We start from the raw sequence: 21245 nt of genomic DNA on the forward strand, positions 1-21245 counted from the left end.
ATATGTTGCGTCACGTTCTCCGGGAGGTCCGATCCATGCCTGAGTCGACGTGGTCCGTCGCCGAGCCCCAGAGGCTCACGTTCGACGCCCCCGTGACGGCGCTGAGTGTGCGCATCGTCAACGGGGCGGTCAATGTCGTCGGCACCGAGGAGGCCACCGCACGCCTGGAGGTCTCCGGCATCGAGGGCCCCCCGCTGATCGTGACCCAACGCGACGGCACCCTGACCGTGACCTACGAGGATCTGCCGTGGAAGGGGTTCCTCAGCTGGCTCGACCGGAAGACGCCGCGGCGTCACGCCGTCGTCTCGCTCGCCGTGCCCTCCGGTGCGGCGGTGGAGGTCGGCGTCGTCGGCGCCGGGGCGGTCGTCTCCGGGATCCGGGGCCGCACGGAGCTGCGGGGTGTCACCGGTGACACGACCCTCGTGGGACTCGCCGGCGTGGTCCGCGCGGAGACCGTCTCCGGCAACCTGGAGGCCCAGGCCGTCACCGGCGACCTCCGCTTCCAGTCCGTGTCGGGTGACCTGACGGTCGTCGAGGGTGCCGGGACGTCCGTACGGGCGGAATCGGTCAGCGGCCACATGGTCCTGGACGTCGATGCGTCCCCGAAGCCCACGGACATCAGACTGACCACGGTCTCCGGAGAGATCGCCATCCGGCTGCCGCACCCGGCGGACGCGAAGGTCGAGGCGAACACCGCGAGCGGCGCGGTCTCCAACGCCTTCGAGGACCTGCGGGTCGGCGGCCAGTGGGGGGCGAAGAAGATCACAGGCACGCTCGGCGCCGGGACGGGGAAACTGAAGGCGACGACCGTCTCCGGCTCGATCGCCCTGCTGCGCCGCCCACCGGCCGAGGACGACCAGTACGACGCCGAGCCGACCGGAAAGGTGCTCTGACATGCCCCCCGTTTTCGCCCACGGCCGCCTGCGCCTGTACCTCCTGAAGCTGCTGGACGAGGCCCCGCGGCACGGCTACGAGGTGATCCGTCTGCTGGAGGAACGCTTCCAGGGGCTGTACGCGCCGTCGGCCGGCACCGTGTACCCGCGCCTGGCGAAGCTGGAGGCCGAAGGCCTGGTCACCCATGCCACCGAAGGCGGCCGCAAGGTCTACTCGATCACCGACGCCGGGCGCGCCGAGCTGGCGGGCCGGGGCGGCGAGCTGGCCGACCTGGAGCTGGAGATCCGCGAATCGGTCTCCGAGCTGGCCGCGGAGATCCGCGACGACGTACGCGGCGCGGCGGGCAAGGTGCGCAGCGAGATGCGGGCGGCGGCGTCCGAGTCGCGGCAGGCCACGGGCGGTGCCCGGAGCGGCTGGGACGCCGACTTCGGGGACAGCGAGACGTGGCGCACGGCGAAGGAGGAGCTCCGCAAGGCCAAGCAGGAGTGGAAGGAACAGGCCCGCCGGGCGAAGGACGAGTCCCGCCGCGCCCGCGAGGACGCCGAGCAGGCCCGCCGCCAGGCCCGGGAGGCCCATGAGAAGGCGCGCGAGCAGATGCAGAACGCCGCACGCCAGGTGCAGGAGCATTTCGCTCGGGGCGACTGGCCCACGGGCGTACGCGAAGGCCTGGCCGAGATCACCGGCCAGCTCGGCAACTTCGCCAAGACCGGCAGCTGGCCCTCGTACACGAGGCCCGACCCCGCCGCTCCCGACGTCGAGTGGGCCGCCGACGCGGCGGCCACGGGTGACCCGTCCCGTGACCTGGACCGCCTGCTGGACCGCTTCCGCGACGACATCCGGGACGCGGCACGGGACCGGGGAGTCACCGAGGACCAGCTGACGGAGGCCCGCCGCCACCTCGCGACGGCTGCGACACACATCGGCACGCTGCTCCGAGGCAACGCCGACGGCAAGGCCGAGAACACCAGGAAGGGCTGACCGCCCAGGCTGTCCGGGCCGCAGGGGAAGACCGACCGGGTCCGTCCCGGCCCTGCGGCCCGGCGCGCAGGCCGGGACAAGCCCGGTGTGGGTCAGCCCGCCTTGGCCCGGCCTTCTCCCTCGTCCCCGTACAGGGCACGCTCCACCGTGGCGTACGTCGCGCCGTGATCCGCGAGCACGTCGGCGACCACTCCGGGGCAGGCCGTCAGCGCCAGAAGGACGTGCTCCTCGCCGATGAACTTGTCGCCTCGTCCGAGGGCGACGCGCAGGGACTTCTCCAGGATGCCCTTCGCTCCCCCGGTGAACGGGCGCTGCGCCGACCACCACCGGCGGCTCCTGCGGTCACCCTCCAGGGCTCCCTCGCCGTGGGCGCCCTCGACTCTGGCCACGATCTCGGTGACGTCGATGCCGAGGCCGGCCAGCGCCTCCGTATCGGCCTTGGTGAGGCCGCCGCGACGCCTGGCCTCGGCGAGAGCCGACTCCAGGGAGGAGCGTCGGTCGACGAGTCCGAGGGAGGCGACGGCGAAGGCCGCCCGGCTGCCCGTCCGGTCCAGCAGCGAGAGCAGCAGGTGTTCCTCGCTGACGGAGTCCGAGCCGGCCCGCTCGGCATGAACCACGGCGCCCGTCACCGTGGCCCGGGCACCCTTGGTGAATCGCTCGAACATCAATGCCTCCCGTACTTCTTGTGCACGGCCTGCCGGCTGACACCCAGCTCGGCAGCGATTTCCTGCCACGACCAGCCCTGGGCGCGGGCACTTCTCACTTGCACGGCTTCGAGTTGCTCAAGCAGCCGCCGCAGCGCGGCGACGGCCCGCAACCCCACGCGCGGGTCGTGATCACCGGCACGTGCGGCGAGATCCGTTGCTTCGGTCATGATGTCAACCTACATTGACACCCGGGCAACGTCAATCAAAGTTGACAGGATCGGTGGCCAGCCGGGCGTGACGCTCCACGTCGTACCGGACCTCGCCGTAGCGGAGCTTCCCCCGTTCGAGGCCCTCCACCGCGAAGCCGGCCCGCTCGGCCACCTTGCAGGAGGCCGGATTGTTCGTCCGGTGTCCGAGTTCCAGCCGGTGGAGCCCCAGGTCGTCGAAGGCCCAGCGGGCGAGCGCCCGTACGCCCGCGGCGGCGACACCCCCGCCACGCGCCCCCTCGACCGTCCAGTACGAGACCCAGCCGGTGTCGTGGACATGGTTCACCGCGGTCACGGCAACGCACCCGAGCACCACGTCGTCCCGGACGACGGCCCACGCGTACCCGGTGCCGGCCGCCCGCTCCTTCTCACGGTCGGCGATCCAGTCCAGTGCCTCGGCCGGGGAGGTGACCGGCCGGCCCGACTGCCGCGACATCTCGGCCGGGGCGAAGGCCCGGAGGACGGCAGGGGCGTCGTACGGCTGCCAGGGGCGCAGCGACAGCCCCTCCCCCGCGTACGGCCCGGTCCCGCCGGTCACGTGGTGGTCAGCACGATCTTCCCGAACTGATCTCCGGCAGCGAGCCGCTCGAAGCCCTCACGGGCCCGGTCCAGCGGAAGGACCTCATCGATGACGGGACGTACGCCGGTGGCCGCGCAGAACGACAGCAGGTCCTCCAGCTCGTCCTTGGAGCCCATGGTCGAGCCGACGACCTTGAGCTCCAGGAAGAAGATCCGGGTCAGCTCCGCATGCGCGGGACGGTCGCCGCTGGTCGCACCCGAGATGACCAGGGTGCCGCCGGGACGGAGGGACTTCACCGAGTGGGACCAGGTCGCGGCGCCGACGGTCTCGATGACGGCGTCGACGCGCTGCGGCAGCCGGGCGCCGGGCTCGTACGCCTCGATCGCACCCAGCTCGACGGCCCGCTTGCGCCTGGCCTCGTCACGGCTCGTGGCGTACACCCTGAGTCCGGCGGCCTTGCCGAGCACGATCGCCGCGGTGGCCACACCGCCACCCGCCCCCTGGACGAGGACGGAGTCGCCGGGCCGGACGCCCGCGTTGGTGAACAGCATCCGGTACGCGGTGAGCCAGGCGGTCGGCAGGCAGGCGGCCTCCTCGAAGGTGAGCTCCTTCGGCTTGGGCAGCACGTTCCAGCTCGGGACCGTGACCTGCTCGGCGAACGTCCCCTGGTAGCGCTCGGTGAGGATGGAGCGGGGCTCCCGGGGGCCGACCCCGTGCCCGGTCTGGCCGATCACCGAGTGCAGGACGACCTCGTTGCCGTCCTGGTCGATCCCGGCGGCGTCGCAGCCGAGGATCATGGGCAGCTTGTCCTCCGCGAGACCGACGCCCCGCAGGGACCAGAGATCGTGGTGGTTGAGGGAGGCGGCCCTGACGGAGACGGTGGTCCAGCCGGGTCGCGCCTCGGGAGCGGGGCGTTCGCCCAGCTCAAGTCCGTTGAGGGGCTGGTCCCGGTCGATGCGTGCGGCGTAGGCGGCGAACATGGCCCCGACGATAGGCGGTGACGCGCCGTGACGTAACTGTCCGATGGTGTGACGCTCGCCCCAACAGGCTCGCCCCACACGCCACAGGCGGAACAGGGGCGGGTGGGGGAACAGACCCGCGCAGCGGACCCGCTCCCCGACCCACCCCCGCCTCACCGCATCAGCGGCGTGCCACGCCCTCGGCCCGCGCGGCCGCGGCCACCGCGGCCGTGACCGCCGGAGCGACCCGCTCGTCGAACGGCGAGGGGATCACGTAGTCCGCCGCCAGTTCGTCGCCGACGACGTCCGCCAGGGCGTTCGCCGCGGCGATCTTCATGCCCTCGGTGATCCGGGAGGCCCGGACCTGTAGCGCGCCCGCGAAGATGCCGGGGAACGCCAGCACGTTGTTGATCTGGTTCGGGTAGTCCGAGCGCCCGGTCGCCACCACAGCCGCGTACTTGTGCGCGATGTCGGGGTGGACCTCGGGGTTCGGGTTCGCCATGGCGAAGACGAACGCGCCGGGCGCCATCGAGGCGACGGCCGGCTCGGGGACCGTACCGCCGGAGACCCCGATGAAGACGTCCGCGCCCGCGAGGGCCGTCTCCAGCGGACCGGAGAGGCCCGCCCTGTTCGTCAGTTCCGCCAGCTCGCGCTTGACGTCCGTGAGGTCGTCGCGGTCCCGGCTGACGATGCCCTTGCGGTCAGCGACGGCGACGTCACCGATGCCCGCCTCCAGCAGGAACTTCGCGATCGCCACTCCGGCCGCACCGGCGCCGGAGATGACGCCGCGCAGATCACCGAGGGTCCGCCCCGAGAGCTTCGCGGCGTTGCGCAGTGCCGCGAGCGTCACGACGGCCGTGCCGTGCTGGTCGTCGTGGAAGACCGGAATGTCCAGGCGCTCCTGGAGCTTGCGCTCGATCTCGAAGCACCTGGGGGCCGAGATGTCCTCCAGGTTGACCCCGCCGAAGGACGGCGCGAGGCGCACCACGGTCTCGATGATCTCGTCCGTGTCGGTGGTCGCGAGCGCGATCGGAACCGCGTCGACGCCGCCGAACTGCTTGAACAGGATCGCCTTGCCCTCCATCACCGGGAGGGATGCCTCGGGGCCGATGTCCCCGAGGCCGAGCACGGCGGTGCCGTCCGTCACGACGGCCACGACCTGCGACTTCCAGGTGTAGTCGTGGACGAGCTCGGGATTCTCGGCGATGGCGCTGCACACCTTGGCCACGCCGGGCGTGTACGCGAGGGACAGGTCGTCCTTGTCGCGGATGGGCACGGTGGCCTGCACGGCCATCTTCCCGCCGCGGTGGAGGGCGAAGGCCGGATCGAAGAGCTCGTCCGCACCGCTGATGTCGTTCGCACTGGCCGCACCGTGCGTCTTGCTTTCGTCGCTGCGAGGATTGACGATCTCCGCTGCCATTGTGTTGACCCCTTAAGTCTTCATCGTTTGAGGGTGGCCACTCCTGGTTGAGGAGGGGTGGGCGGGCACCGCGTACGTTCCCGGCACTGAGCGGTTGGCCCGCTCCGCAAGGGAGGTACGTACGCGCGGGCGCGCCGCACACGCGCCCTGGGCCCCGGATGAGGGGTGTAAAGGTCTTTCTTACCTGACGGACGGTGCCCCGGACGAGTCCATACCGCCTCGGTGACATGACTCATAGTCGAATATCTGGACAAGTCCACTAAGGGTCATAAAGGTCGTCCGCCGGTCGAGACGCACCGGAGATTCTCCGGAAGAATGCTCGATTTCCAACAGATGGTCCGGCCTTGCAGTACCGGCCCGTTGGGGTTCGGGGGTCGCCCGTTACCCGATTTTGACATGCCGGGTCCCCTGAATGGGCTAGTCCGAATGGCAAGATGCCGTAATCACACAAGGTTGCGACACCCGATGGTGCGTGCCAACCCGATGACCAGCGTTCTTCTCACCGCCGGAGGATTCCGACCATGACCGCAAGCACCACGCGTCGTACGACCGCGAAGTCCCGGATTGCCGCGGTCTGCGCTGTCGCGGTCGCGGGCACCCTGCTGCTGACCGCCTGTGGCGACCAGACAGAGAGCGGCTCGACGAAGGCCGGCGACGGCACCGCGTCGAAGAGCGGTGCCCCGCTGTTCGACAAGCTCCCGGCGAAGTACCAGAAGTCCGGCGTCATCAAGGTCGGCACGAACGCCGAGTACGCCCCGATGGAGTCCGTCGAGAACGGCAAGATCGTCGGCGTCGACCCCGACATCGCCGAGGCGCTCGGCAAGCAGCTGGGCGTGAAGTTCGAGTTCACCTCCGGCTCCTTCGACGGTCTGATCACCGCCCTGAACACCGGTCGCCACGACATCGCCATGTCGTCCATCACGGACAACAAGCAGCGTCAGGAGGGCCTGGACGACAAGGGCAAGAAGCTCGGCAAGGGCGTCGACTTCGTCGACTACTTCCTCGCCGGCACCGCCGTCTACACCAAGAAGGGCAACCCCGAGGGCATCAAGTCCATCGAGGACCTGTGCGGGAAGGTCGCGGCGGTCCAGCGCGGCACCACGTACGAGGAGGCCCTGAAGAAGCAGTCCAAGGCCTGCACCGCCGGTGGTGAGAAGGCCATCAAGATCGAGTCCTTCGAGAACGACACCGAGGCCCAGACCCGCGTGAAGTCGGGCGGCGCCGTCGCCGGTGTCAACGACTACCCGGTCGCGGTCGACCTGGCCCGCAAGGCCGGTGGCGGCAACGACTTCGAGGTCGTCGGCGAGCAGGTCGACGCCGGCCCGTTCGGCATCGCGGTCAACAAGGACAACACCGAACTGCGTGACGTGCTCAAGGAGGCCGTCGACGCGATCATCGCCGACGGCTCCTACAAGAAGGTGCTCGACAAGTGGGGCGCCGGCACCGGAGCGATCGACAAGGCCGCCGTCAACGGCGGCAAGTGACCGTCGCACCACCGAAGGGCAGTCACCGTGACTGACAGTATCGACAAGGTGCCCGGCGGCACATCAGCCGTCGCCGCACCCGTCTCCAAGGCAACCACCGTCGCACCGGAGACCATCAGGGCCATTCCCGTCCGGCACTACGGCCGCTGGATCAGCGGCGTGGTCGTCGTAGGTCTGCTCGCCGCCGTCGTGTACGCCTTCTCGCAGGGCAACATCCAGTGGCAGGCGGTCCAGGACAAGGTGTTCGACGACACCGTCCTGGCGGGCGCCGGCCGCACGCTGCTGATCAGCGTGCTGGCGATGGTCCTCGGCGTGATCCTGGGCGTGGTGCTCGCCGTCATGCGCCTCTCGAAGAACCCGGTGACCAGCTGGGTCGCCTGGCTCTACATCTGGTTCTTCCGCGGCACTCCGGTCTACGTGCAGCTGCTGCTCTGGTTCAACCTGGCGCTGATCTTCCCGGTCCTCAACATCCCGTTCATCTACAAGGACGAGATGACCGATGTGATGACCCCGTTCATGTGCGCCCTGCTGGGGCTGGCCCTCAACGAGGCCGCGTACATGGCGGAGATCGTCCGGGCCGGCATCCAGTCGGTCGACGAGGGCCAGACCGAGGCCTCGCACGCGCTCGGCATGACCCAGGCGAAGACCATGCGCCGTGTGGTGCTCCCGCAGGCGCTGCGGGTGATCATCCCGCCGACCGGCAACGAGTTCATCAACATGCTGAAGACCTCGTCCCTGGTCTACGCGGTCACCTACAACGAACTGCTGCGCTCCACGTCGCAGATCGGCTCGACCAGTTACGCGGTGATGGAGATGCTCTTCGTCGCCTCGATCTGGTACATCATCATGACCAGCGTCTTCAGCGTGGGCCAGTACTACCTGGAGCGCCGCTACGCCCGGGGCAGCCTGCGCAGTCTGCCGCTCACCCCGTGGCAGCGGGTCAAGGTCAACCTCGCCTCCTTCAGCAATCGTCCCTCGGAGGGTGGTTCCGCATGACCGCCATGGTGAAGGCCGAAGGCGTACACAAGTCCTTCGGCGCCGCGCACATCCTCAAGGGCATCGACCTGGAGGTCGCCCCGCGTGAGGTCTTCTGTCTGATCGGCCCGTCCGGTTCCGGCAAGTCGACGTTCCTGCGGTGCATCAACCACCTGGAGCAGATCAACGCCGGGCGGCTGTACGTCGACGGCGACCTGGTCGGCTACCGGCAGAAGGGCGACAAGCTCTACGAGCTCAAGGACAGCGAAGTCGCGCTCCAGCGCCGGGACATCGGCATGGTCTTCCAGCGCTTCAACCTGTTCCCGCACATGACGGCCCTCGAGAACGTCATGGAGGCGCCGATCCAGGTCAAGGGCGAGGCCAAGGCCGTCGCCAGGGCCCGTGCGGAGCGGCTCCTGGACCGGGTCGGCCTGTCCGACAAGGCCAAGAACTACCCGACCCAGCTCTCCGGCGGACAGCAGCAGCGGGTGGCCATCGCCCGCGCCCTGGCCATGGAGCCGAAGCTGATGCTCTTCGACGAGCCGACTTCGGCGCTCGACCCGGAGCTGGTCGGCGACGTCCTGGACGTGATGCGCGGACTGGCCGAGGACGGCATGACGATGATCGTCGTCACCCACGAGATGGGCTTCGCCCGTGAGGTCGGCGACGCGCTGGTCTTCATGGACGACGGCGTCGTCGTCGAATCGGGCCACCCGCGGGACGTCCTCACGAACCCGCAGCACGACCGAACGAAGTCGTTCCTGTCCAAGGTTCTGTAGAGCCTCGCTCTGCGAAGGAAGGGCGGTACGGGCCCCAGGGCCCGTACCGCCCTTCCGCTTGTGTGCGGCGGTGCGTCGGTCCTCGACGAAGGCGTACAGCGCGGAAGAGGGGCGGCCGCGGCCGCCCCTCTTCTTCTGCTGCTGGTACTGCTTCTCGCCTACTTCACCGCGAGCACCAGGGAGTCCGACGGTGAGGACCAGACCGCACGTGCCTCCCCGAAACCGGCTTCGCGCAGCGTGCGGGCGTGCCACCGGACGGAGGGCATGTCTCCGTCCGCGTGCTCGCCGTAGATCGTGAAGCGCTCCGCCGTCGGTCCGGCGAGGACCGGGTCCTTGGCGGCGAGGGCCCACCACTCCGTCCAGTCGAGCGCGCCGCCCGCCCGGGCGCGGTCCATCGCGGCGTGCCGATGGGCGCGTTCGGCGGCGTTGATCCGAGGCGTGTCGGTGTCGATCATGTGGTCGGCGTTCATGAACACGCCTCCCTCCCTGACCAGTTGCCCGACCTGCCCGTACAGCGCGGCGAGCGGCTCGCTGTGCAGCCAGTGCAGGGCCGTGGCCGTGAGGACGGCGTCGTACGAGGCGTGCGGGAGCCGCTCGGTCCAGCGGGGGTCCTTCAGGTCGGCGGTGACGAAGGTGACCCGGTCGTCGCCGTCGAAGGTGCCGCGGGCGATGGCGAGCAGCGCGGGATCGAGGTCGACACCGGTGCTGGTGGCCTTCGGGAACCGCTTGAGGAGCCGGTCCGTAATACTTCCCGTACCGCACGCCAGGTCGAGCACTCTCGGTTCGGGCCCCACGACGGCCTCGACCATGTCCAGCATGACCCGGAACCGCTCCTCGCGGTCCGGCATGTACCACTCCTGCTGACGGTCCCAGCTCTCCTGCCAGGACTGCCAGTCGGTGCCCGTCGCCGTCTCCGTCACACGAACCTCCACGTAATGCCGTAATACCCAATGATCGCGTCCACCCATTACACTGGCGGACACATCGACCATAGACCGACGCCGTAAGGACTACAAGTGGAACTGGCCTATTACTCGGACTACGCCGTGCGTCTGGTCAACACCGAGGAGCCGGCCCGCAACAAGGACTCCCTCACCACCGTCGAGTCCGTCCGCGACCTGTTCGGCGCCAACGCCCAGGCCGCCCGCCGCGCCACCGACGCGGACGTGACCCGTTTCCGGTCGGTACGGGCACGGCTGCGCGCGGTCTTCGAGGCGGCGGACGGCGGCGACGAGACCCTCGCGGTGGACCTGCTCAACTCACTGCTGCTGGAGTTCCCGGTGAGCCCGCAGATCTCCGGCCACGACATCCGCGACGAGGACGACAAGCCGGACTGGCACATGCACCTGGCCGACCATCCGTCGAACGCGACGGCCGGCTTCGCCGCCATCGCGGCGATGGGCCTGGCCTTCCACCTCACCTCGCACGGCGTGGACCGGCTCGGCCTGTGCGAGGCGGCGCCGTGCCGCAACGCCTACCTCGACACCTCCACCAACCGTTCGCGGCGCTACTGCTCGGACCGCTGTGCGACCCGGGCCAACGTGGCGGCCTACCGGGCCCGCAAGCGCCTGGAGACGGAACGGTCCGAGGAGACCGGCCGCAGCGCGGACACCGCCCAGCCCAGCACGCCGAACACGGACCTCTGATCCTTCTTCAGCGGCCGGTAACGGGCGCGCACCCGGGCGAGTACGAGCTCCTCGGGCACCGTTCCGTAGTCCGTGCTGTCCCCGCCCGCGAACGAGTTGTCACCCAGCACCCACCAGCCCCTGCCGCGGCGCTCGGCCGCCCGCTTCACGACCAGCAGGTCCTGCTGGAACGGGTGACGCAGGATCACCACGTCCCCCGGGCGCACCGGCGCCCCGTGCTGCACGAGCAGCCAGTCCCCGTGGTAGAGGGTGGGCACCATCGAGGGCCCCGTCACCTCCACCACCTGGAACGAGCCCCGCGCCGCCCGCCCGTTTCCCGGATCCTGCGTCAGTTCCGGCATCTGTGGCACCTCCCGGTCCGTCCTCCAGTACACCGCCGCGCACCGCTCCGTACATTCGGCCACTGGTCCCATCGTCACCCTGGACTTTTGACCTAAGCCCATGGGGGCAGCCGCAAAAACCCGCCCCCCACGGAGTAATGTCCCACCTGAGAAGACGATCACGAGGAAGGACAGCTCCATGCTTTCCCGCCTGTTTGCCCCCAAGGTGAAGGTCAGCGCCCACTGCGACCTGCCCTGCGGTGTGTACGACCCGGCCCAGGCCCGCATCGAGGCGGAGTCCGTCAAGGCCGTCCAGGAGAAGTACCAGGCCAATGAGGACGCGGACTTCCGCACGCGCGCCGTTCTGATCAAGGAACAGCGTGCCGAGCTCGCGAAGCACCACGTCTCGGTGCTCTGGAGCGACTACTTCAAGCCCCCGCACTTCGAGAAGTACCCGGAGCTGCACCAGCTGGTCAACGACACCCTGAAGGCGCTCTCCGCGGCCAAGGGCTCGAACGACCCGGCCACGGGCCAGAAGGCTCTGGACCTGATCGCCCAGATCGACAAGATCTTCTGGGAGACCAAGAAGGCTTGATCTGCGGTCTTCGGATCAGCAGGACCGATGTGTCCGCACCCGGTCCGCTCGGCTTCCCCTCGGGAGGCCCTGCGGACCGGGTGCGGGCGTTTCCGGGGGCTCAGGCCTCCGCGACCGCACGGTCGAGGATCCGCGCCAGCTCGCGCGGCTCGGAGAGCATCGGCCAGTGCCCGGTGTTCATCTCGACCAGTTCCCAGCGTGCGCCGGTCAGCAGTGCGGCCACGTCGTCGGTCGGCTCGGGCCCGTCGAGCAGGCACTTGATGTACGTCGCCGAAAGCTCGCCCAGGGGCCTTTCCAGCGCGGCCGGCTCGGTGAGCGTGGCGCCGGGGTGCGGTACGGCGCCTTTCACGATGCGTCCGACCTGCTCGTCGGTGAGTCCCTGGCCGTCGAAGCCCTCGGCGGTCAGCGGTGCCCAGAAACCGCCGTTCGCCTCGATCGCGGCTTCCAGGACCCCGCTGCCCTGCCACCAGGCGGAGGCGAACGACTCGCCCTGCGCCGGGATGCCGGCGTCGACGAAGACCACCCGGGCCAGCCGGTCGCCGATCCGCTCGGCGGCCTGGCCGACCGGGATGCCCGAGTAGCTGTGGCCGACAAGGACGACATCGCGCAGATCGAGGCGTTCCACCTCGTCGACGATGTCCCTGACATGGGTCTGCTGCCCGGCCGGCAGGCCCTGCCTTTCTCCGAGGCCGGAGAGGGTCAACGCATGGGCGCCGTGGCCGGCGGCGCGCAGCTCCGGGACCACCTCGTCCCACGCCCACGCTCCGAGCCATGCTCCCGCCACCAGTACGAAGTTCGCCATGGCGTCAACGTAACGCGGGGGTCCGACATCCCGACCCCCTTCCCCGCCCGCCTGCCCGGGTCAGGCTCCGGGGAGGAGGTGGCGGTAGCTGTCCGGGTTCTCCCGGAGGTAGGTGGCCAGGTTCTTGGCCGGGTGCCCCGTGAGGGTGGGCACGGCGTCCGAGAGCGCGGCCATCTCGCCGGCCGCGATGGCCTCGTACGACGTGACCCAGCCGGCCACTTCCCAGTCCTCGGCCCCGTAGTGCGCGCGCGAGAAATAGGCCTCTTCCCTGGTCTCGGGGACGTAGCGGATGGTGCGGCCCGTGCTGCGGCTCAGCTCCTGGGCCGCCTCGGCGAGGGTGAAGGCCTCCGGACCCGTGAGGTCGTACGTCGCACCGTCGTGGCCGACTCCCTGGTCCAGCAGGACGGCTGACGCGGCGTCCGCGATGTCCTCGTGCGCCACGGCCGACACCCGGCCCTCTCCTGCCGGACCGCGCAGGATCCCGTCGGTTCCCGTCATCGCGGGAAGCGCCGCCAGGTACCAGCTGTCGCGCAGGAAGGTGTACCGCACCCCGGTCATCCTGATGTGCGCCTCGGTGTGCCAGTGGTCGCGCCCGAAGGTGAACGTCGCGGCGGGCGCGGCGGCGAGGAACGACACGTACACGATGCGCTCGACCCCTACGGCCACGGCCGCGTCGACGGCCGTGATGTGCTCGCCGACCCGGTCGGGTCCCTCGTGGGCGGAGACGAGGAACAGCGTGTGCGCGCCGTCCAGCGCGCGGCGCATGGCCTCCCCGTCACCGTACGGGGCGGGCGGCGCGAGGACCGCACCCGGCAGCCGGGGCAGCCGTGCCGGGTCGCGCCCGAGCAGCCGTACGGGGCCGCCGGTACGGGCGAGCCGCTCGGCGACCCGGCCGCCCACCGCTCCGCTCGCCCCGGTCACCGCGATGAGGGGGCCGATCACAGCGCCTCGCCCTCCTTCTGTGCCGCGGCGTGGGACCACGGGCGTACCTCCACGACCGCGGACACCGGAAGCGGTCCGTAGATGTGCGGGAACTCCTCACCGCCGGGCTTCATGGCCTCGTAGCGCACGGGGACTTGGAGCCGGTCCGGGTCGATGACCAGCACCACCAGGTCCCGGTCGTCGGAGCCGTACAGCATCCGCGCGACACCGGGGAGCTGGTGCGGCAGTGAGCAGTGGATGAAGCCCTCTTCGCGCAGGGTGCGGCCGCGGGTGGACATCTCGTACGTCCCGGTCCCGCGGGCCGCTTGCCACAGGGGCTCTTCGGCGAGGTGCAGCAACTGTTCGGTCATCGGGCCACGCTAAGGGCTGTCGGTTGCCGCCAGAAGCTTCGCCTCGGTCCGCGCGTCGAGGCCGACCAGGGGCCTGTCCGGCCGCTGCGGGGCCTTGCCGCCCCGCTCGCGCATCCACTCCCAGGTGTCCGCCACCGTCTCGCCCACGGGTCTGCACCGCAGCCCGGCGGCATGGGCCTTGGCGACGTCGCCCCGGTGCAAGGAGTCGTAGAGCTCGCCGGCGGGCAGCCAGACCGGCAGATCGCTCCAGGGTTCGACTCCTGCGGCGAGGAGCACGTCCGGGTCGGTCCAGCGCAGTTCGGCACGGGAGCCGGTGACCCGGACACAGGTGTCGAGCAACTCGCCCATCGTAGTGTGCCCGGGGTGGCTGACGGTGTTGTAGGCGCCGCCCAGGCCGTTCGCCGCGGCGTCCAGGATCCAGCTCGCCAGGTCGCGGGCGTCGATGTACTGGAGAGCGGCGTCCCGTGGCCCCGGGGCTATGACGGGGCCGCCGCGGGCCGTCCGCTCCAGCCACCACGGCAGCCGGCCCACGTTCTCGCCGGGACCGAGGATCAGGCCGGCCCGGGCCAGCAGCGCCCGGTCGCCGAAGGCGTCGAGCGCCGCAAGCTCACCGCCGCGCTTGGCCAGGGCGTAGGGGACGTCCGCGCCCGCGTCGGGAGAGGCACCGGCGACCAGCGGGCCGTCCTCGGGCAGCCCGGCAGGGGTGGGGTATTCGTACACGGAACGGCTGGAGACATAGGTGTAGTGCCCGGTCCGGCCGGCCAGCAGACGGGCCGCGTCCCGTACGGCGGAGGGGGCGTCGCTCCAGGTGTCGACGGTCAGGTCCCAGGTGCCATCGGCCAGGGAGGCGAGGCCGTCCCCGCCCGTCGTACGGTCGCCGGTCAGTACCCGCACACCCGGCGGTGCCGCATGGCGGCCGCGGTGGAACACAGTGACCTGCCAGCCACGGGTGAGCGCCGCGTCGGTCACGGCCCGGCCGACGAATTCGGTGCCGCCCAGCATCAGGATCTTCATGGGATGACCTTGCCCGTCGTGACGCCTGCGGGAAACGGTGCCTCGCTGTCGGCAGAACCGGGAACTCTCCGCGGTTCAGAGCGTATGCGCGAGCGGGCTGCGGTTGCGCAGCAGCCACTGGTGGTAGCCCGCCGCCCGCTGGGCCGCCTCGCGGTACGCCGCTTCCAGCTCCCCGTAGACCACGTCCGTGTCGGCACCCGGGCGGGAGACCAGGATCAGCCGCACAGCCAGGGGATCGCCGCGCAGGGGCCGGATCGCCATGTCGTCGCGCGGGCCCGAGGTGGGCTGGCAGGGAGCGACCGCCTCGCCCAGTACGACCAGGGAGGCCGCCGTGAGGTAGTCCCCGTGCAGGACGGGCGGGTCGAGGCCTGCGGCGCCGAGCACCCGGCGTACGCCGTCCCATTCGCCGTCCACCGACGGGTCGACCATCCAGCGGTCGGCCGCCAGGTCGCCGAGGTCCACCACGGAGCTGCCCGCCGCGGGATGGTCGCGGGACAACGAGATGAACTGCGGTTCCCGGTCCAGGAGTACGCGCCGGTCCAGGCCCTCCGGAATGTCCAGCGGGAAGCCCTCCACCTCGTGCACGAACGCGACGTCGAGGCGGCCCGCCGCGACCGTGCGCAGCAGCGTCCGGGCAGAGACGTCGACGCGCAGCGAGATGTCCGTGCCGGGCAGCCGCACCCGCAGCCTGCGCAGCCAGCCGCCGATGACCCGGCTCGCGGTGGATCCGATGCGGAGCCGCGGGCCTTCCGCGCGGGCCGCCTCGGCCTCTGCCAGGGCGGCTCCGACCAGGGCGGTCATGCCGTCGACCAGGGGGCGGGCCCTGCTGAGGACGGCGCGTCCGAGCAAGGTCGGCCGGCAGCCGGTCCTTTCACGCCGGAAGAGCTCCGCCCCCAGGGACTTCTCGATGCGCTGCAGCTGGGTCGTCAGGGAGGGCTGGCTCACGCCGAGCCGTCGGGCAGCTTGGTGCAGGCTGCCCGTGTCGGCGATGGCGCAGAGCGCCTTGAGGTGTCTCACCTCGAGCTCCATGGCGAGGAGCGTATGGCTGTCCGTACGCGGTGCACCAGACGGCTCAACCCCACTAAACAGCCTCAATTCAGGGACTGTTGGGGCGCCGTGTATGTGCGGTTGCTGTGCTGGTGCTGTGGGGGCGATAGGGCGGCGTTATCGCCGGTTGACATCATCCGCTGCGGCCCGGCCGCGCAACACACTCTCTCCGTACCCCCCACCCGTTCCCTGTCCGGCCCACCGGACAGGGTTCATCGGACAGGTAGGAGAACCCCCCATGAGACACCCCAGGACAGCCATCATGTCGGCTGTGGCCGGTCTCGGCCTCACCCTCGCCGCCGCACTGGGCGCCACGCCCGCCGCCGCGGCCCCGGCCCCTGTCGCTCCCTCCACCTCCGTCACGACCGCTCAGGCCGGCTACGCCGCGTACGCCGGTTCCAGCGAGAACGCCGCAGCGAACAAGGCCTTCTTCGACGCCGTCATGAAGTCGGTCGCCGAGAAGCGCGCCGCCAAGCCGGGCGCCCTGGCCGTCACCGTGATCTACAGCACCGCCAACGCCCCCAGCTTCCGCAGCCAGATAGCGAGCAGCACCAGCATCTGGAACAGCTCCGTCAGCAACGTCAAGCTGCAGGAGGGCTCCAACGCCGACTTCAGCTACTACGAGGGCAACGACTCACGGGGCTCGTACGCGAGCACCGACGGGCACGGCAGCGGCTACATCTTCCTCGACTACGCCCAGAACCAGCAGTACAACTCGACCCGTGTGACCGCTCACGAGACCGGGCACGTGCTCGGTCTGCCGGACCACTACACCGGACCGTGCAGTGAGCTCATGTCGGGCGGAGGCCCCGGCACGTCCTGCACGAACGCCTACCCGAACGCGACCGAGCGCTCGCGGGTGAACACCCTGTGGCAGAACGGCTTCGCGGCGGCGCTCGCCCGCACCGCCTCCTGACACCGTCGGATCCTTTGCCGTAGGGGCCGCTCCGGAGCGGCCCCTACGCGCATGCCCGACGTCGGGAATCAGGCAAGTTCCAGCGGGAAGGCGCCACGATGGCCGGTCCCCGCCCCCTCGGCTGGACGCGGCTCGAACTCCGGGCAGCTCCAGATCTCCTGGACCAGTCCCGTCCGCCTGTCCCACAGGTCGGCGACATCTCCGCCGCCCGCCGCGTCGCGGTACGCGTCCTTCGCCCCGCGGAAGCAGGCGAGCCCGCCGGAGAGCCCGCGGACCGGTGCGGGGAAATAGTCCGAGAAGGCGCAGGCGATGCACGTCTGGAGACGGATCCCGGGCGGCAGGATGCGCTGGATGGTCGCCAGGGCGGACGCGAAGTCGCTCTCGGCCCGGTTCGATTCGTACGCCGCACCGTCCAGGTGGAGGACGAGGTACAGATCCGGGTCGGCGCGGCGCAGCGACAGCAGGCAACTGAGCGTGACCTGGCGGAGCGTGCCGGAGACGAGGACCGGAAGCGGCAGGTCCCACTCGAGGACGCAGTCGCTGAGCGCACCGTCCACCAGGTCGAACGCCCCGTCTTCGGGCGGCACGGCGGCCACGGGGCTCAGGCTGTCGAAGCTCTCGCCCTCGAAGGCGGAACCCCTGACGCGGATCCGGAGTTGCTGCCCGTCCGTGGTGAGGATGACCGGCTCGGAACCGTGACGGTCCCGGTACCAGCCTGCCCACGACTCATCTGTCATGTGCAGGGACTGTAGCCCGTGCCCGGTGCCGCCCCGGTGGCACCCTCCCCTTCTCCCGTACCGCGCCCTGACCGCTGTTCAGACTGTGTACGGATCACGCCACATGGGCCACATGGAGGGACCGTCCGGAAGGTCCACGGTCCGCCCCATGAAGGTGAACCCGAGCCGCTCGTAGAGACCTCGGCTGCGCTCGCTGCTCGCCTCCAGATAGGCCGGGACTCCATCGCGGTCGCACCGCTCCAGCACCTCGGTGATGAGCGCTTCCCCGATCCCCTCCCCCTGGCGCTCCGGCGAGACGCCGATCATCAGCAGGTACTCATGGGCGCGGTCGTGCGGATGGACGGCGCCCGTCAGCCGGCCGATCAGTTCGGCCCGTTCGTTGTCGGGGTCCGCGGTCTCCCTCATGAGTGCGGGCGTGCCGTCGTCCCCCTCGGGTGCCCCCGCCGGCACCGAGAGCCAGAGGGCCACGGCCGTGCCGTCCTCCAGCATGTCGATCCGGCCGCCCGCGAGCGTGATGTCGGCGAAGACACCGAGGAACTTCCCGTGCACCGAGCGCCGGTGCTCCTCGTCCGGAAAGACCCATCCGCTCACCGGGTCGTTGTGGAACGCCTCGTCCAGGATCCGTACGACCTGGTCCCTGTCCCGCTCGTCCGCCTGCCGTATGCGTACACCCATGACCGGCCCCGCCCCTTCGTCCCCGATGTGATGGTCCCAACCGACCTTCGGGATCCTAGAGTTGAACCGGGGTGCCGGTCACGGAGGCCTCGGCTCAGTGCGTCCTGCGGGTCACGAACTCGGCCAGGGCGAGCAGGTCCCCGGCGGCGGCCGGATCGGGCACCGCACGGGACAGATGGTGGACCGCCCGGGCCATCCGGTCCGCCGCGCACATCTGCGCCCAGTCACGCCCGCCCGCCCGGTCCACCGCGCCGGCCGCCCTGCTCACCTCGTCCGGAGTGTTCATGGCTCCCCGGTAGAGCGCGGCCAGTTCGGCGGCCGCGGGCGTGCCCGAGGTGAGAGCGGCCACCACCGGCAGGGACTTCTTGTGGGCCGACAGGTCCGCCCCGACCGGTTTGCCCGTACGGTCCGTGTCCCCCCAGATCCCGATCAGGTCGTCGATGAGCTGGAAAGCGAGACCCGCCTCCCTCCCGAAGCCGTCCATGGCCCCCACAGCCCGCTCCCCGGCCCCCGCGTACAGGGCGCCGAGGGCACAGGCACAGCCGAGCAGCGCACCCGTCTTGGCCGTGGCCATGGTGAGGCACTCGTCCAGCGTGACGTCGTCGGGGCCGCGCTTCTCCAGGGCGCAGTCGGCCTGTTGCCCCGCACACAGTTCGATGATGCAGGTGGACAGCCGGGCCGAAGCACGTGCGGACGCCGGGTGCGGGTCGTCGGACAGCAGCCGCTGCGCGAGGGCGAGCATGGCGTCCCCGGTGATGACGGCGTCCGGCACACCGAACACCGCCCACGCCGTGGGCCGGTGCCTGCGGGTGGCGTCCTCGTCGATCACGTCGTCGTGGAGCAGGGTGAAGTTGTGCGCCAGTTCCACGGCCACGGCGGCCCGTACCGCGTGGTCCGGATCGCCGCCCAGCGCGCGGGCGGCGGCCAGGACCAGTGCGGGCCTGATGGCTTTGCCGGCCAGTCCCGAAGCCGGGCTTCCGTCCGCGTTCTGCCAGCCGAAGTGGTACATCGCGACCTGGCGTATGCCTCCGGGCAGCGATTCCACGGCAGCTCGCAGATGCGGGTCGACGACGCCGCGGGTGCGCTCCAGGAGCGCGGCGGCCTCGTGGCCTTCCGTCGCGGCATCCGTACTCGTCATGGTCACGGTCACTCCTTCCGGGTGCCCCGGAGGCACCTCTGTCGTGGCCCTGCGCGTACGGGGCCCGGGCGGGCGTCGCCCGGGCCCCGGGCGGATCACCGCCAGCGGCTGACCTCGACGTTCTCCAGGACACCGAGGGCATCCGGCACCAGGATGGCGGCGGAGTAGTAGGCCGTTACCAGGTACGAGATGATCGCCTGCTCGTCGATGCCCATGAAGCGGACCGACAGGCTCGGCTCGATCTCGTCCGGGATGCCGCTCTGCTGAAGTCCGACGACGCCCTGGTCGGCTTCACCGGTACGCATGCAGATGATCGATGTGGTGCGGGCATCGGTGACCGGGATCTTGTTGCACGGGAAGATCGGAACTCCGCGCCAGGCAGGCACATGGTGCCCGCCGACCTCCACGCTCTCCGGCACCAGACCGCGCTTGTTGCACTCGCGCCCGAAGGCGGCGATGGCCCGGGGATGGGCCAGGAACAGGTTCGACCCGCGCCGGCGCGACAGCAGTTCGTCCATGTCGTCGGGGCCGGGGGCCCCGTCGTGGGGCTGGAGCCGCTGCCCGTAGTCGCAGTTGTTGAGCAGTCCGAACTCGCGGTTGTTGACCAGCTCGTGCTCCTGGCGCTCCCTCAGCGCCTCGACGGTGAGCCGCAGCTGCTGCTCGGTCTGATTCATCGGCTGGTTGTAGAGATCGGCGACCCTGCTGTGCACCTTGAGCACGGTCTGGGCGACGCTCAGCTCGTATTCACGGGGGGCCGACTCGTAGTCGACGAACGTGTGCGGGACGACGCTCTCCCCCACGTGCCCGGCGGACAGATCGATCTCCGCCTCGCCGTAGCGGTTGGTGCGCTGGTGCGGGATGGAGAGCAGTCCGGCGAGGTGGTCGCGCAGCGAGTCGGCGCGGGCCGCGAGGTTGAGCACGTCCGAACGGCGCAGCGTCAGCAGCGTGCAGGCGGTGACGGCCCGGGCCGTGTACTCCCAGGCCGCGTCGCCGTCGATCAGCGCCTGGTCGCCGAAGTAGGCGCCGTCGGCGAGGACTCCGAGCACCGTCTCGTCGCCGTACGGGCCGGACCCGACCTTCTCGACCTTGCCGTGGGCCAGCAGGAAGACGCGGTCCGCCGCGTCCCCCGAAGCGGCGAGCACCTCCCCGGCCGCCACGTCGCGCTGCTCGCACCTGCGCGCCAGCTCGCCCAGCACCTCTTCGTCCCCGAAGTCCCGCAGGGCGGGCAGTTCGCCGAGCTCCGCGGGGATGACCGTGACCCGGTCGCCGGTCTGGACAAAGGTCAACCGGCCGTCTCCGACCGAATAGCTGAGCCGGCGGTTCACCCGGTACGTCCCGCCCTGCACCTGCACCCACGGCAGCATGCGCAGCAGCCACCGCGAGGTGATCTCCTGCATCTGCGGGGCGGACTTGGTCGTTGTCGCGAGGTTCCGCGCAGCCGCTGTGCCGAGACTCTGCTGCGGCGGCGGCTGCGTGTCGCGAACCTCTTCACCAACGGACATCCGACATCCTCTCGATCATGGACTGACCTGCGAGAAGAAGCCTTTCAGCAGAAGGACACCGCGCGCTATTACACAAAAGAGTGTGACTATTCGGGCTCGCGTCGGGGCACGTTGCTCTGCGTCGCCGCGCGTCGTCTTTAATTTGCATCCTTCATGCAACATACCTACGCTGAGCCCATGCGCCTGACGAGATTCACCGACGTGGCACTCCGCGTGCTCATGCGCCTGGCTGTCGCGACGGGGGACGAGGACCCGCCGACCACCCGGGAGGTCGCGGCCACCATGCAGGTGCCGTACACCCACGCCGCGAAGGTCGTCGCCCGGCTCCAGCACCTCGGCCTCGTCGACGCGCGCCGCGGCCGAGGCGGCGGTCTCACCCTCACCGGAGCCGGCCGGTCCGCATCGGTCGGCGCTCTCGTGCGCCAGCTGGAAGGGCCCGGCGAGGTGGTCGAGTGCGAGGGTGCCACCCCCTGCCCGCTGCGTTCCGCCTGCAGGCTGCGCTCCGCGCTCCGGGCGGCGGAAGAGGCCTTCTACGCCTCGCTCGACCCCATCGCCGTCACCGATCTCGTCTCCTCCCCCACCGGTCCCCTGCTGATCGGCATCAGCGGCAGCCGTCCCGCGCCGGACTGATCCGCGCAC

General features: G+C 70.4%; 25 protein-coding genes. 9 read left to right on the top strand and 16 right to left on the bottom strand.

Going from position 1 to position 21245, the window contains the following annotated elements; genetic code table 11:
- Window positions 1–35: 35 nt before the first annotated feature.
- Together OG257_RS13080 and OG257_RS13085 are read left to right on the top strand one after the other, a co-directional pair.
- Window positions 36–893: a DUF4097 family beta strand repeat-containing protein gene (locus OG257_RS13080; protein WP_329207487.1), complete on the top strand. Its 858-nt coding sequence runs from the start codon at window positions 36–38 to the stop codon at window positions 891–893.
- Window position 894: 1 nt separating this feature from the next.
- Entirely contained in the window at window positions 895–1872 is a 978-nt protein-coding gene (locus OG257_RS13085) for a PadR family transcriptional regulator (RefSeq protein WP_329207488.1), read from the top strand.
- A 92-nt stretch (window positions 1873–1964) separates the two neighbouring features.
- Here OG257_RS13085 and OG257_RS13090 read toward each other — a convergent pair whose 3' ends face one another.
- The 5 genes from OG257_RS13090 to OG257_RS13110 all read right to left on the bottom strand — a co-directional run bounded on the left by OG257_RS13090 (window position 1965) and on the right by OG257_RS13110 (window position 5684).
- Entirely contained in the window at window positions 1965–2537 is a 573-nt protein-coding gene (locus tag OG257_RS13090) for a Clp protease N-terminal domain-containing protein (RefSeq protein ID WP_329207490.1), read from the bottom strand.
- Complete coding sequence (locus OG257_RS13095; protein ID WP_329207492.1) at window positions 2537–2746, bottom strand: helix-turn-helix domain-containing protein; 210 nt, start codon at window positions 2744–2746, stop codon at window positions 2537–2539. The genes OG257_RS13090 and OG257_RS13095 overlap by 1 nt, the downstream gene beginning before the upstream one ends.
- Before the next feature lie 31 nt (window positions 2747–2777).
- Window positions 2778–3323, bottom strand: coding sequence for a GNAT family N-acetyltransferase (locus OG257_RS13100; RefSeq protein ID WP_329207494.1), 546 nt, complete (start codon window positions 3321–3323; stop codon window positions 2778–2780).
- Window positions 3320–4285: a zinc-binding dehydrogenase gene (locus OG257_RS13105; RefSeq protein ID WP_329207496.1), complete on the bottom strand. Its 966-nt coding sequence runs from the start codon at window positions 4283–4285 to the stop codon at window positions 3320–3322. Before OG257_RS13105 ends, OG257_RS13100 begins: the two co-directional genes overlap by 4 nt.
- Before the next feature lie 160 nt (window positions 4286–4445).
- The gene (locus tag OG257_RS13110) at window positions 4446–5684 is read right to left on the bottom strand and encodes an NAD(P)-dependent malic enzyme (protein ID WP_329207497.1); all 1239 of its coding nucleotides are present in this window, start codon (window positions 5682–5684) and stop codon (window positions 4446–4448) included.
- 521 nt (window positions 5685–6205) lie between these two features.
- Here OG257_RS13110 and OG257_RS13115 point away from each other — a divergent pair.
- Genes OG257_RS13115 through OG257_RS13125 form a run of 3 tightly spaced genes read left to right on the top strand, consistent with a single transcriptional unit; the run spans window position 6206 to window position 8922 of the window.
- On the top strand, window positions 6206–7168 hold the full coding sequence (locus OG257_RS13115) for an ABC transporter substrate-binding protein (protein ID WP_329207498.1): 963 nt from the start codon (window positions 6206–6208) through the stop codon (window positions 7166–7168).
- 27 nt (window positions 7169–7195) lie between these two features.
- Window positions 7196–8164, top strand: a complete 969-nt coding sequence (locus tag OG257_RS13120) for an amino acid ABC transporter permease (protein WP_443054381.1) — start codon at window positions 7196–7198, stop codon at window positions 8162–8164.
- The gene (locus OG257_RS13125) at window positions 8161–8922 is read left to right on the top strand and encodes an amino acid ABC transporter ATP-binding protein (RefSeq protein ID WP_329207499.1); all 762 of its coding nucleotides are present in this window, start codon (window positions 8161–8163) and stop codon (window positions 8920–8922) included. Before OG257_RS13120 ends, OG257_RS13125 begins: the two co-directional genes overlap by 4 nt.
- A 158-nt stretch (window positions 8923–9080) precedes the next feature.
- On the opposite strand, the gene OG257_RS13130 is transcribed toward OG257_RS13125, so the two are convergent.
- Entirely contained in the window at window positions 9081–9842 is a 762-nt protein-coding gene (locus OG257_RS13130) for a class I SAM-dependent methyltransferase (protein WP_329207500.1), read from the bottom strand.
- A gap of 96 nt (window positions 9843–9938) precedes the next feature.
- Here OG257_RS13130 and OG257_RS13135 point away from each other — a divergent pair, with 96 nt between their 5' ends.
- A complete protein-coding gene (locus tag OG257_RS13135; RefSeq protein WP_329207502.1) occupies window positions 9939–10568 on the top strand; it encodes a CGNR zinc finger domain-containing protein in 630 nt (209 codons plus the stop codon).
- Here the strand turns inward: OG257_RS13135 and sodX are convergent.
- A complete protein-coding gene (gene sodX / locus OG257_RS13140) occupies window positions 10472–10909 on the bottom strand; it encodes a nickel-type superoxide dismutase maturation protease (protein ID WP_329207504.1) in 438 nt (145 codons plus the stop codon). The genes OG257_RS13135 and sodX overlap by 97 nt on opposite strands.
- Window positions 10910–11087: 178 nt before the next feature.
- On the opposite strand from sodX, the gene sodN reads away from it, so the two are divergent.
- Window positions 11088–11483: a superoxide dismutase, Ni gene (sodN, locus tag OG257_RS13145; protein ID WP_033298259.1), complete on the top strand. Its 396-nt coding sequence runs from the start codon at window positions 11088–11090 to the stop codon at window positions 11481–11483.
- 100 nt (window positions 11484–11583) lie between these two features.
- On the opposite strand, the gene OG257_RS13150 is transcribed toward sodN, so the two are convergent.
- From OG257_RS13150 to OG257_RS13170, 5 genes are all read right to left on the bottom strand, one after another.
- Entirely contained in the window at window positions 11584–12285 is a 702-nt protein-coding gene (locus tag OG257_RS13150) for an alpha/beta fold hydrolase (RefSeq protein ID WP_329207506.1), read from the bottom strand.
- A gap of 60 nt (window positions 12286–12345) precedes the next feature.
- Window positions 12346–13227, bottom strand: coding sequence for an NAD(P)H-binding protein (locus OG257_RS13155; RefSeq protein WP_329207508.1), 882 nt, complete (start codon window positions 13225–13227; stop codon window positions 12346–12348).
- Window positions 13224–13577, bottom strand: coding sequence for a DUF952 domain-containing protein (locus tag OG257_RS13160; protein WP_329207509.1), 354 nt, complete (start codon window positions 13575–13577; stop codon window positions 13224–13226). Before OG257_RS13160 ends, OG257_RS13155 begins: the two co-directional genes overlap by 4 nt.
- 9 nt (window positions 13578–13586) lie before the next feature.
- The gene (locus OG257_RS13165; RefSeq protein ID WP_329207511.1) at window positions 13587–14591 is read right to left on the bottom strand and encodes an NAD-dependent epimerase/dehydratase family protein; all 1005 of its coding nucleotides are present in this window, start codon (window positions 14589–14591) and stop codon (window positions 13587–13589) included.
- Window positions 14592–14666: 75 nt separating this feature from the next.
- Window positions 14667–15620 carry a LysR family transcriptional regulator gene (locus tag OG257_RS13170; protein WP_329207513.1) on the bottom strand — a complete coding sequence of 318 codons (954 nt, stop codon included), beginning with the start codon at window positions 15618–15620 and terminating at the stop codon, window positions 14667–14669.
- 256 nt (window positions 15621–15876) lie between these two features.
- Here OG257_RS13170 and snpA point away from each other — a divergent pair, with 256 nt between their 5' ends.
- Entirely contained in the window at window positions 15877–16554 is a 678-nt protein-coding gene (gene snpA, locus OG257_RS13175) for a snapalysin (RefSeq protein ID WP_383803363.1), read from the top strand.
- A 68-nt stretch (window positions 16555–16622) separates the two neighbouring features.
- Here snpA and OG257_RS13180 read toward each other — a convergent pair whose 3' ends face one another.
- The 4 genes from OG257_RS13180 to OG257_RS13195 all read right to left on the bottom strand — a co-directional run bounded on the left by OG257_RS13180 (window position 16623) and on the right by OG257_RS13195 (window position 20606).
- Window positions 16623–17291 (bottom strand): DUF6304 family protein, encoded by a 669-nt coding sequence (locus tag OG257_RS13180; RefSeq protein WP_329207514.1) that lies wholly within the window; start codon window positions 17289–17291, stop codon window positions 16623–16625.
- A 78-nt stretch (window positions 17292–17369) separates the two neighbouring features.
- On the bottom strand, window positions 17370–17966 hold the full coding sequence (locus OG257_RS13185) for a GNAT family N-acetyltransferase (protein ID WP_329207515.1): 597 nt from the start codon (window positions 17964–17966) through the stop codon (window positions 17370–17372).
- A 94-nt stretch (window positions 17967–18060) separates the two neighbouring features.
- On the bottom strand, window positions 18061–19104 hold the full coding sequence (locus tag OG257_RS13190) for a family 2 encapsulin nanocompartment cargo protein polyprenyl transferase (protein ID WP_329207517.1): 1044 nt from the start codon (window positions 19102–19104) through the stop codon (window positions 18061–18063).
- A gap of 95 nt (window positions 19105–19199) precedes the next feature.
- Window positions 19200–20606 carry a family 2B encapsulin nanocompartment shell protein gene (locus OG257_RS13195; protein ID WP_329207519.1) on the bottom strand — a complete coding sequence of 469 codons (1407 nt, stop codon included), beginning with the start codon at window positions 20604–20606 and terminating at the stop codon, window positions 19200–19202.
- Between the two features lie 177 nt (window positions 20607–20783).
- Here OG257_RS13195 and OG257_RS13200 point away from each other — a divergent pair, with 177 nt between their 5' ends.
- Window positions 20784–21236, top strand: a complete 453-nt coding sequence (locus tag OG257_RS13200; RefSeq protein WP_329207520.1) for an RrF2 family transcriptional regulator — start codon at window positions 20784–20786, stop codon at window positions 21234–21236.
- Window positions 21237–21245: the final 9 nt, after the last annotated feature.

It is taken from the genome of Streptomyces sp. NBC_00683 (assembly GCF_036226745.1).
Classification (GTDB): Bacteria; Actinomycetota; Actinomycetes; order Streptomycetales; family Streptomycetaceae; genus Streptomyces.

Bases quoted from the DNA above. Each gene is read 5' to 3' on its own strand.
- OG257_RS13125 (WP_329207499.1), top strand. From the start codon at position 8,161: ATGACCGCCATGGTGAAGGCCGAAGGCGTACACAAGTCCTTCGGCGCC.
- OG257_RS13160 (WP_329207509.1), bottom strand. From the start codon at position 13,577: ATGACCGAACAGTTGCTGCACCTCGCCGAAGAGCCCCTGTGGCAAGCG.
- OG257_RS13165 (WP_329207511.1), bottom strand. From the start codon at position 14,591: ATGAAGATCCTGATGCTGGGCGGCACCGAATTCGTCGGCCGGGCCGTG.
- OG257_RS13105 (WP_329207496.1), bottom strand. From the start codon at position 4,285: ATGTTCGCCGCCTACGCCGCACGCATCGACCGGGACCAGCCCCTCAAC.
- OG257_RS13195 (WP_329207519.1), bottom strand. From the start codon at position 20,606: ATGTCCGTTGGTGAAGAGGTTCGCGACACGCAGCCGCCGCCGCAGCAG.
- sodN (WP_033298259.1), top strand. From the start codon at position 11,088: ATGCTTTCCCGCCTGTTTGCCCCCAAGGTGAAGGTCAGCGCCCACTGC.
- OG257_RS13170 (WP_329207513.1), bottom strand. From the start codon at position 15,620: ATGGAGCTCGAGGTGAGACACCTCAAGGCGCTCTGCGCCATCGCCGAC.
- OG257_RS13190 (WP_329207517.1), bottom strand. From the start codon at position 19,104: ATGACGAGTACGGATGCCGCGACGGAAGGCCACGAGGCCGCCGCGCTC.
- OG257_RS13110 (WP_329207497.1), bottom strand. From the start codon at position 5,684: ATGGCAGCGGAGATCGTCAATCCTCGCAGCGACGAAAGCAAGACGCAC.
- OG257_RS13095 (WP_329207492.1), bottom strand. From the start codon at position 2,746: ATGACCGAAGCAACGGATCTCGCCGCACGTGCCGGTGATCACGACCCG.
- OG257_RS13115 (WP_329207498.1), top strand. From the start codon at position 6,206: ATGACCGCAAGCACCACGCGTCGTACGACCGCGAAGTCCCGGATTGCC.
- OG257_RS13080 (WP_329207487.1), top strand. From the start codon at position 36: ATGCCTGAGTCGACGTGGTCCGTCGCCGAGCCCCAGAGGCTCACGTTC.
- OG257_RS13090 (WP_329207490.1), bottom strand. From the start codon at position 2,537: ATGTTCGAGCGATTCACCAAGGGTGCCCGGGCCACGGTGACGGGCGCC.
- OG257_RS13085 (WP_329207488.1), top strand. From the start codon at position 895: ATGCCCCCCGTTTTCGCCCACGGCCGCCTGCGCCTGTACCTCCTGAAG.
- OG257_RS13180 (WP_329207514.1), bottom strand. From the start codon at position 17,291: ATGACAGATGAGTCGTGGGCAGGCTGGTACCGGGACCGTCACGGTTCC.
- OG257_RS13150 (WP_329207506.1), bottom strand. From the start codon at position 12,285: ATGGCGAACTTCGTACTGGTGGCGGGAGCATGGCTCGGAGCGTGGGCG.
- OG257_RS13185 (WP_329207515.1), bottom strand. From the start codon at position 17,966: ATGGGTGTACGCATACGGCAGGCGGACGAGCGGGACAGGGACCAGGTC.
- snpA (WP_383803363.1), top strand. From the start codon at position 15,877: ATGAGACACCCCAGGACAGCCATCATGTCGGCTGTGGCCGGTCTCGGC.
- OG257_RS13200 (WP_329207520.1), top strand. From the start codon at position 20,784: ATGCGCCTGACGAGATTCACCGACGTGGCACTCCGCGTGCTCATGCGC.
- sodX (WP_329207504.1), bottom strand. From the start codon at position 10,909: ATGCCGGAACTGACGCAGGATCCGGGAAACGGGCGGGCGGCGCGGGGC.